The 8,189-nt window shown below is 70.7% G+C and carries 8 protein-coding genes and 1 rRNA gene; 7 read left to right on the top strand and 2 right to left on the bottom strand.

All coding sequences use genetic code 11. The features are described 5' to 3' along the window. The first annotated feature begins 161 nt into the window (after nt 1–161). From rrf to ACTMVF_RS09865, 3 genes are all read left to right on the top strand, one after another. Nucleotides 162–278 (top strand): 5S ribosomal RNA (gene rrf, locus ACTMVF_RS09875). 184 nt (nt 279–462) lie between these two features. Continuing rightward, nucleotides 463–1,614: a hypothetical protein gene (locus tag ACTMVF_RS09870; RefSeq protein ID WP_441270575.1), complete on the top strand. Its 1,152-nt coding sequence runs from the start codon at nt 463–465 to the stop codon at nt 1,612–1,614. Further along, nucleotides 1,506–2,258, top strand: coding sequence for a hypothetical protein (locus ACTMVF_RS09865; RefSeq protein ID WP_441270574.1), 753 nt, complete (start codon nt 1,506–1,508; stop codon nt 2,256–2,258). The genes ACTMVF_RS09870 and ACTMVF_RS09865 overlap by 109 nt, the downstream gene beginning before the upstream one ends. A gap of 54 nt (nt 2,259–2,312) precedes the next feature. On the opposite strand, the gene ACTMVF_RS09860 is transcribed toward ACTMVF_RS09865, so the two are convergent. Beyond that, the gene (locus ACTMVF_RS09860) at nt 2,313–3,605 is read right to left on the bottom strand and encodes a DUF1015 domain-containing protein (RefSeq protein WP_441270551.1); all 1,293 of its coding nucleotides are present in this window, start codon (nt 3,603–3,605) and stop codon (nt 2,313–2,315) included. Between the two features lie 71 nt (nt 3,606–3,676). On the opposite strand from ACTMVF_RS09860, the gene ACTMVF_RS09855 reads away from it, so the two are divergent. The 4 genes from ACTMVF_RS09855 to ACTMVF_RS09840 all read left to right on the top strand — a co-directional run bounded on the left by ACTMVF_RS09855 (nt 3,677) and on the right by ACTMVF_RS09840 (nt 7,846). Next, on the top strand, nt 3,677–4,705 hold the full coding sequence (locus ACTMVF_RS09855; protein ID WP_441270550.1) for an HAD hydrolase-like protein: 1,029 nt from the start codon (nt 3,677–3,679) through the stop codon (nt 4,703–4,705). A 65-nt stretch (nt 4,706–4,770) separates the two neighbouring features. Then, the gene (locus tag ACTMVF_RS09850) at nt 4,771–5,814 is read left to right on the top strand and encodes a FecCD family ABC transporter permease (RefSeq protein ID WP_441270549.1); all 1,044 of its coding nucleotides are present in this window, start codon (nt 4,771–4,773) and stop codon (nt 5,812–5,814) included. Between the two features lie 95 nt (nt 5,815–5,909). After that, on the top strand, nt 5,910–6,929 hold the full coding sequence (locus ACTMVF_RS09845) for a FecCD family ABC transporter permease (RefSeq protein ID WP_441270573.1): 1,020 nt from the start codon (nt 5,910–5,912) through the stop codon (nt 6,927–6,929). After that, nucleotides 6,926–7,846 (top strand): ABC transporter ATP-binding protein, encoded by a 921-nt coding sequence (locus ACTMVF_RS09840; RefSeq protein WP_441270548.1) that lies wholly within the window; start codon nt 6,926–6,928, stop codon nt 7,844–7,846. Before ACTMVF_RS09845 ends, ACTMVF_RS09840 begins: the two co-directional genes overlap by 4 nt. Here the strand turns inward: ACTMVF_RS09840 and ACTMVF_RS09835 are convergent. Beyond that, nucleotides 7,830–8,177 (bottom strand): sterol-binding protein, encoded by a 348-nt coding sequence (locus ACTMVF_RS09835; protein WP_441270547.1) that lies wholly within the window; start codon nt 8,175–8,177, stop codon nt 7,830–7,832. The two genes, ACTMVF_RS09840 and ACTMVF_RS09835, sit on opposite strands and share 17 nt — an antisense overlap. Nucleotides 8,178–8,189 lie beyond the last annotated feature (12 nt).

Here is an 8,189-nt window from a genome sequence, read left to right as displayed (position 1 = left end):
GAAGCACCGCAAGGTGTGGAGGTGACCGGTACTAATAGGCCGAGGGCTTGTCCTCAGTTGCTCGCGTCCACTGTGTTAGTTCTGAGGCAACGACCGTTGCCGGTTTTTTGAGCAGAACAGACAATAGAAGAGTGTGCTTGTTCGCTCGAAACCATTAGGGTTTCGGTGGTTATAGCGTGAGGGAAACGCCCGGTTACATTCCGAACCCGGAAGCTAAGCCTTACAGCGCCGATGGTACTGCAGGGGGGACCCTGTGGGAGAGTAGGACGCCGCCGAACAATCTTTGGAAGGACCTCTGGTCCCAGCGTCAAGCTGGGACCAGAGGTCCTTTTTTGTTTTTCCGGAGCGCGCCGGGTAGCCAGCTGCGCGAGAATGACTTGCGGTACCGAAGACAGGAGTCACCCATGTCCCCCAACTCTCCCGACGATCGACCGGAGCGCGACCAGCGGCGACGGGACAGTGGTGACCGCGGCGACCGGGGTGACCGAGGCGGTTACCGCGGGGACCGGGGCGGTTTCCGGCGGGACAACGACCGTCGAGACAAGGACAACGACCGTGGTGACCGCGGTCGTTACGGGCGTGATGACAGTCGTGGTGGCTACGGCGGCCGGCGCGACGATCGCCGCGATGACCGTCGTGACGATCGGCGTGATGACCGTCGTGACGATCGGCGTGATGACCGTCGCGACGGCGACCGGGGGCCTCGTCCCGCGTTCCGTCGGGACGACCGGTCCAGTGGGCCGCGTCGGGACGATCGGGATCGCGAGCGTGGGTTCCGGCGTGATGGTGACCGTCCTTCCTACCGTCGCGACGACCGCGGAGAGCGTCGGGACGCCGACCGCGGTGGCGTCCGTCGGGACGATGACCGCGGTGGCGTCCGTCGCGACGACCGCGGCGAGCGTGGCAGCTACGGTCGCCGTGACGACCGTCGTGATGACCGTCGGGGCGATGACCGTGACCGTGGTTTCCGCCGCGACGACCGCCGGGACGACCGCCGGGACGACCGCCGGGACGACCGCCGGGACGACCGCCGGGACGACCGCCGCGACGACCGCCGCGACGACCGGCGCGACGGCGAGCGGGGCGGCTTCCGGCGGGATGACCGTGACCGTGGCTTCCGGCGTGATGACCGTGGTGAGCGTGGCGGCGACCGTGACCCTGGGTTCCGTCGGGACGACCGGCGTGGTGAGGACCGCGGGGATCGCGGTGGGTTCCGGCGTGATGACAGCCGTGGGGATCGCGGTGGGTTCCGGCGTGATGACAGCCGTGGGGACCGTGGTGGGTTCCGGCGTGATGACAGCCGTGGGGACCGTGGTGGGTTCCGGCGTGATGACAGCCGGGGCGAGCGTGGCGGGTTCCGGGGCCGGGACGACCGTGGGCCCCGTCGGGACGACCGTGGTGGGCGTCCCGGAGGGTTCCGTGGGCGTGACGACCGTCGTGACGACCGGCGTGGCGGTGGCCGGTTCCGTGATGAGCGGGATCGGGACCGCGAGCCGATCAAGCGGCTGCCGATCCCGGAGGACGTCACGGGCGACGAGATCGACAAGGACGTACGGCAGGAGCTGCAGAGCCTGCCGAAGGGGCTCGCGGAGGATGTCGCCAAGAACCTGGTGATGGTCGCCCGGCTGATCGACGAGGACCCCGAGGGTGCCTACGGGTACTCCAAGGTGGCGCTGCGGCTCGCGTCGCGTGTCGCGGCCGTACGCGAGGCGGCCGGGTTCGCGGCGTACGCGAACCAGAAGTACGCCGAGGCGCTGGCCGAGTTCCGTGCCGCGCGGCGGATGACCGGGACGGTGGACCTGTGGCCGCTCATGGCCGACTGTGAGCGTGGGCTCGGGCGGCCGGAGAAGGCGCTGGACATGGCTGGGGCGCCCGAGGTGCACAAGCTGGACAAGGCCGGGCAGGTCGAGATGCGGCTCGTCGCGGCCGGTGCCCGGCGTGACCTGGGGCAGCTGGACGCGGCCATCGTGACGCTGCAGAGCCCCGAGCTCGCCTCCAACGCCGTCCAGCCGTGGACCGCGCGGCTGCGGTACGCGTACGCGGACGCGCTGCTCGCGGCCGGGCGGCAGGGTGAGGCGCGGGAGTGGTTCGCCAAGGCCGTCGAGGCCGACAAGGACGGCAGCACGGATGCCTCCGACCGGCTTGCCGAGTTGGACGGTGTCGAGTTCGTCGACGCCTTCGACGACAACGAGGTCGAGAGCGAGGACAACGGCGACAAGCAGGCTCCGGGCGGGCCCGATGAGGGCCGCGAGGAGTGAGCGACGTGTGAGGTGAAGGGCGGGATCCCGGGATGGGGTCCCGCCCTTCGGCGTTCAGAGGTCCAGGGCGCGTAGGACCAGGCCCGAGGCCGGTTTCGGGCCGAACGACGTCGACTTGCGGGGCATGGTGACGCCCTGGCGGGCGAGGTCGCGTACGACGTCCTCGCGGACGGGGTGCATGAGGACGGCCGTACCGCCGTCGCGTTCCGCCTTCTCGACGGTGGCGGCGGTGTCGTGGATGTAGGCGATGCGGGTGGGGTCGTCCTCGGGGATGTGCCAGATCTCGGCGAGGAGCGTGGCGTGCAGGACCGTCGCGTCCAGCGTGCGCCAGGCGGCCGGACGGTCGGTGGGGACCGTGCGGGCGAGGAGGGCCGGGTCCGGGTGGTCGACGAGGTGGAAGGCGCCGTCTCCGGCGAGGAGGTAGGCGTTGCCTGCGCGGGCCGCGTAGCCCAGGGCCTGCAGGGCTTCGGGCAGGGGGACTTCGAGGCGGCGTACGCGGAACAGGCCGTCGAGGGCGGTCAGGGCGTCGGGGACCGGCAGGCCGTGCAGGAGGCGGTGGATGGCGCGGACGCGGAGCGGGTAGCGGGCCGTGTCGACCAGGAGGACGAGGCCGTAGTCCCAGGCACTGGGTGAGGGGTGCTCCGCGCGTAGACGGCGATACGTCGCCCAGCGGTGGTGGCCGTCGGCGATCAGGGCCTGGTGGCGGGTCAGGTCGGACTGGACGCGGGCCAGGTCGGTGGGGTCGGTGATCGACCACAGGCGGTGGCTGAATCCGTCCTCCGTGGTGGTCGAGAAGAGCGGCGGGCGCTCGACCGTGCGCTCGATGACGGCCGTCGCGTCGGCCGCCGTGCCGTTGCCGCGGTAGGTCAGGAGGAGGGGCTCGAGGTTCGCGGAGGTGGCGCGCATCAGGTCCGCTCGGTCGGCGACCACGTGGGGCATGACGTCCTCGTGCGGCAGGACCAGGCCCTCCGACGGCTCCGTCACACGCAGGGCGCCGATGATGCCGCGCTGCAGCATGCCGTCGCCGTCGCGCTGTTCGTAGACGTAGAGGCCGGGCTCGGGGTCGGCGGTCAGTACGCCCTCGGAGAGCCAGCGGCGCAGGGTCTTGGCCGCCTGTTCGTTGCGGGCGGTGGCGGTGTCGGCCTGCGGGAGGATCAGGCGGACGATGTTGTGCGGATCCGCGTCCTGGAGGTGGTGCAGGCCGTCGGGGCGGACGACGACGTCGTACGGAGGGGATGTCACGGCGGCTAGGCTGCCGACCCGGTCGGGGTCGTAGCGAAGGCCTCGGAACGGGGTGAGTTCGAGGCCTCGGTGCGCCGTTGCTGCCGGGTGACCTGCTGTGTTCATCCCGGCATCGTACGGGTGTCAGTGGCATGGGGGATGATCGGGGAAAGTCGTCGAACGAGGAGCGATGCGGAATGAGCCAGAGCGTCAGGACGAGGCCCGAGGGCAGTGGCCAGGCCCTGAGCGAGGCATACGACACGGCGCTGCTCGACCTCGACGGTGTGGTGTACGCGGGAGGCCACGCGATTGTGCATGCCGTGGAGTCGCTGGCCGTGGCCCGTGCGGGCGGGATGCATCTTGCTTATGTCACGAACAACGCCCTGCGGACGCCGGACACCGTGGCTGCGCATCTGACGGAGCTGGGGATACCGACGGGCGCTGGTGATGTCATCACCTCGGCGCAGGCGGTCGCGCGGCTGATCAGTGAGCAGGTGCCGGCGGGTGCCCGGGTGCTGGTGATCGGCGGGGAGGGGCTGCGGGTGGCGCTGCGGGAGCGCGGGCTGGAGCCGGTGGAGTCGGCCGACGACGATCCGGCGGCGGTCGTGCAGGGGTACGGCGGGCCCGAGTTGCCGTGGGGGCGATTCGCGGAGGCTTCGTACGCCGTTGCGCGCGGGGTGCCCTGGTTCGCCTCCAACACCGACCTGACGATTCCGAGCGGGCGTGGGATCGCGCCGGGCAACGGGGCCGCGGTGGAGGTCGTACGGATAGCGACCGGTGCCGAGCCGCAGGTGGCGGGCAAGCCGTTGCCTCCCATGCACCGGGAGACGATCCTGCGGACGGGCGCCGAGCGGCCGCTGGTGGTCGGGGACCGGCTGGACACGGACATCGAGGGCGCGTTCAACGGGGAAGTCGACTCGCTGCTCGTCCTGACCGGAGTGACCGATGGCGCCCAGTTGCTCGCCGCGCCGCCGCAGCACCGGCCGACTTATGTCGACGCGGATCTGCGGGGGTTGCTCACCGGGCAGCCGGAAGTCGTGGCGGACGGGGGCGGCTTCCGGTGTGGTGGCTGGACGGCCACCGCCGGGGCGGAGCGGCTGGAACTCGACGGTGACGGTGAGGGGTTGGACGGACTGCGGGCGTTGTGTGCGGCGGCCTGGACGACGGCCGGTGAAGGTGTGTGCGAGCTGGAAGCGGGGAAGGCGTTGGCGCGGCTGGGGCTGTGAGCCGTCGCACCGGGCGCCGACCTGGGGGATCGTGGCTGAATAGCAGGGTAGGCTAACCTAACTGCGTGTTGGTCGACAGTCCTCCCGAACAGCGCGCGGACTCCGTGTCCGCGCCGCCAACCCGACGGGCGCTACGTGCCGTTGGGCTGCTCGTCTCTGTCCTGATCCTGGTGGTCGTCGCAATGGCGAGCATCGCGATCGGGGCGAAACAGTTGACCATGGGGGAGGTCTGGCACGGCTTGTTCGAGGGCTCGGGGACCTACGGCGACGTCGTGGTCGAGGACCGGATCTCGCGCACCGTGCTCGGGCTGCTCGCCGGCGCCGCCCTCGGTCTCGCCGGGGCCGTGCTCCAGGCGCTCACCCGCAACCCGCTCGCCGACCCCGGTCTGCTCGGCATCAACGCGGGCGCGTCCGCCGCGGTCGTCACCGCCATCACCTTCTTCGGCGTCACGAGCCTGAGCGGCTACGTCTGGTTCGCCTTCCTCGGCGCGGCCGCGGTCGGGGCGATGGTCTGGTTCCTCGGTGGCAGCCGGGGCGCGACGCCGGTACGGCTCGCGCTCGCCGGTACGGCGATCAGTGCCGCGCTCTACGGCTATCTCCAGGCCGTGATGATCATGGACGACGTGGCGCTGAACAAGATGCGCTTCTGGACGGTCGGTTCGCTGTCCTCCGCGACCGACTCGACCATCACCCAGGTGCTGCCGTTCCTCCTCGTGGGCACCGTCCTCGCGCTCGCCCTCGCCCGGCCGCTGAACGCCATGGAGATGGGCGACGACACGGCCAAGGCCCTCGGCGCGAACCTGAACCGCACCCGGGTGCTGTCGATGCTCGCCGCGACCGTGCTGTGCGGGGCCGCGACCGCCGCCTGCGGGCCGATCGTGTTCGTCGGCCTGATGGTGCCGCACATCGTACGGTCCTTCACCGGGCCCGACCTGCGCTGGATCCTGCCGTACGCGGCCGTCCTGTCGCCCGTGCTGCTGCTCGGCGCCGACGTCCTCGGCCGGCTCGTCGCCCGCCCCTCGGAGCTTCAGGTCGGCATCGTCACCGCGATCCTCGGCGGGCCGGTCTTCATCTTTCTCGTACGACGGCGGAGGACGGCCCAGCTGTGAAGACCGCAGTGAAGAGCGACGCCAAGAGCGCATCGAAGCGTGCGTCGAAGAGCGACGCGAAGTCCGCAGCGAAGACCAGCCGTGCCAACCGCGCCGTGCGGATCCCGGGCGGGCTCTCCGTCCGGCTGGACGTCCGGGCGCTGGCCGTCGTCGTCCTGCTGTTGCTCGCCGCGCTCGCCGCGAGCGTCGTGCTGATCGGCACCGGCGACTTCCCGATCGCGGCGGGCGATGTCCTCAGGACGCTGGCCGGCGACGGCAACGCGGGTCAGGAGTTCATCGTCAACGAGCTGCGGCTGCCCAGGGTCCTGGTCGGGCTCCTGGTCGGTGCCTCGCTCGGCCTCGGTGGTGCGCTGTTCCAGGCGCTGTCCCGCAATCCGCTGGGCAGCCCGGACATCCTGGGTCTCGGGCAGGGGGCCACGGCCGGAGCGCTCGTGGTGATCGTCCTGCTCTCCGGGGACGCCACGCAGGTCACCGTCGGCGCACTGGCGGGCGGACTCGCGACCGGGCTTGCCATCTATCTGCTCGCCTGGAAGCGGGGCGTGCACGGTTATCGACTGGTGCTGGTCGGTATCGGTATGTCCGCGATCATGACGGCGGTCAACGGCTATCTGCTGACCAAGGCCGACCTGGTCGACGCGGCCCGTGCGGTGGTGTGGATGACCGGCTCCCTCAGCGGCCGTGACTGGGCCCAGGTCTGGCCGCTGCTCGCGCTGTGCGCCGTCCTCGTACCGCTCGTCCTCGCCAACGCGCGCGGGCTGCGGATGATGGAGATGGGTGACGACGTGTCGTATGCCCTGGGAGTGCGCGTCGAACGCGTACGGCTGCTGCTGATGGTGGCCGCCGTGCTGCTCACCGCGGCCGCCACCGCCGCGGCCGGGCCCGTCAGCTTCGTGGCGCTCACCGCCCCGCAGCTCGCCCGGCGCCTGACCCGCTCGCCCGGGCCCAACCTGCTGCCCTCCCTGTGCATGGGCGCCGCCCTCCTGGTCACCGCAGACTGGGTCTCCCAGCGGGTCTTCGGGGCCGACCAGATGCCCGTCGGCGTGGTCACGGGCGTGCTCGGCGGTGTGTACCTGCTCTGGCTGCTGGTCACCGAGCGCAAGGCGGGGCGGATATGAGCGTCGGCAGCAGCATCAGCAAAGACAGCCCCGGCAAAGAGAGCCTCAGCAACGGGCTGAACGATCGAAGGAGCACTGTGAACCGCCTGTCCGCCGACAACGTCACCCTCGCCTACGACCAGCGGGTCATCGCCGAGCAGCTGTCGGTGGAGATACCGGACAACTCCTTCACCGTGATCGTCGGCCCGAACGCGTGCGGCAAGTCCACCCTGCTGCGGGCGCTGTCGCGGATGCTCAAGCCCAGTCAGGGCCGGGTCCTCCTGGACGGGCAGGTCATCCAGTCGATGCCGGCGAAGAAGGTCGCGCGCACGCTGGGTCTGCTGCCGCAGTCGTCGATCGCACCGGACGGGATCACCGTCGCCGACCTGGTGGGCCGGGGCCGGTACCCGCACCAGGGGATCCTGCGCCAGTGGTCGACCGAGGACGAGCGGGTCGTACAGGAGTCGATGGAGCAGACCGGGGTCGCCGAACTCGCGGATCGCTATGTCGACGAACTGTCCGGCGGTCAGCGCCAGCGCGTGTGGATCGCGATGGCGCTCGCGCAGCAGACGCCGCTGCTGCTGCTCGACGAGCCGACGACCTACCTCGACATCCAGCACCAGATCGACGTCCTGGACCTGTGCGCCGAGCTGCACGAGAAGCAGGGGCGCACGCTGGTCGCCGTGCTGCACGACCTCAACCACGCCGCCCGGTATGCCACGCACCTCATCGCCCTGCGCGGAGGGAAGATCATCGCCGAGGGCGCGCCGAACGACATCGTCACGGCCGAGCTGGTCGAGGAGGTCTTCGGACTGCGGTGCCAGGTCATCGACGACCCGCAGACGGGGACGCCGTTGGTGGTGCCGGCGGCTCGCAAAGCGCGCGAACAGGGCAAGAAGGACCAGCTCGAGAAGGTCGCGGCTACAGGAGCTTCCTGAGCACCAGCAGGTCGCGTACGCCCGCGTGCAGCCTGACCCGGCCCGAGCCCCAGGCCTTGGCGAAGTGCAGTTCGCCGTCGACCAGGGCGACCAGGTCGTCGCCGGTCATGCTGAGTCTGATCTCGGCCTTCTCGCGGGGCGGGCCCTGGAGTGTGTCCTGGACCTGGATCCGGCCGCCCGCCATGCGGCCGGCGAACGTGACGTCCAGGTCGGTGATGTGGCAGCTGACCGAGCGGTCCAGGGTCGCGGCCGTGCGGACGTCCCCTTCGGCACGCTGCATGTTGTCGGAGAGCTTTTCGAGTGCGGCGCGGCACTCCTCAATCGTGGCCATCGCGATCGACGG

Source organism: Streptomyces sp. SD31 (assembly GCF_052068475.1).
Taxonomy (GTDB): Bacteria; Actinomycetota; Actinomycetes; order Streptomycetales; family Streptomycetaceae; genus Streptomyces.
The sequence above is the reverse complement of the archived record's forward strand: the minus strand, read 5'-3'. Positions and strand labels throughout refer to the sequence as shown.

What these genes read in the sequence shown, in the direction of transcription:
- ACTMVF_RS09860 (WP_441270551.1), bottom strand. Translation starts at nt 3,605, where the DNA reads ATGAACACAGCAGGTCACCCGGCAGCAACGGCGCACCGAGGCCTCGAA.
- ACTMVF_RS09855 (WP_441270550.1), top strand. Translation starts at nt 3,677, where the DNA reads ATGAGCCAGAGCGTCAGGACGAGGCCCGAGGGCAGTGGCCAGGCCCTG.
- ACTMVF_RS09840 (WP_441270548.1), top strand. Translation starts at nt 6,926, where the DNA reads ATGAGCGTCGGCAGCAGCATCAGCAAAGACAGCCCCGGCAAAGAGAGC.
- ACTMVF_RS09835 (WP_441270547.1), bottom strand. Translation starts at nt 8,177, where the DNA reads ATGGCCACGATTGAGGAGTGCCGCGCCGCACTCGAAAAGCTCTCCGAC.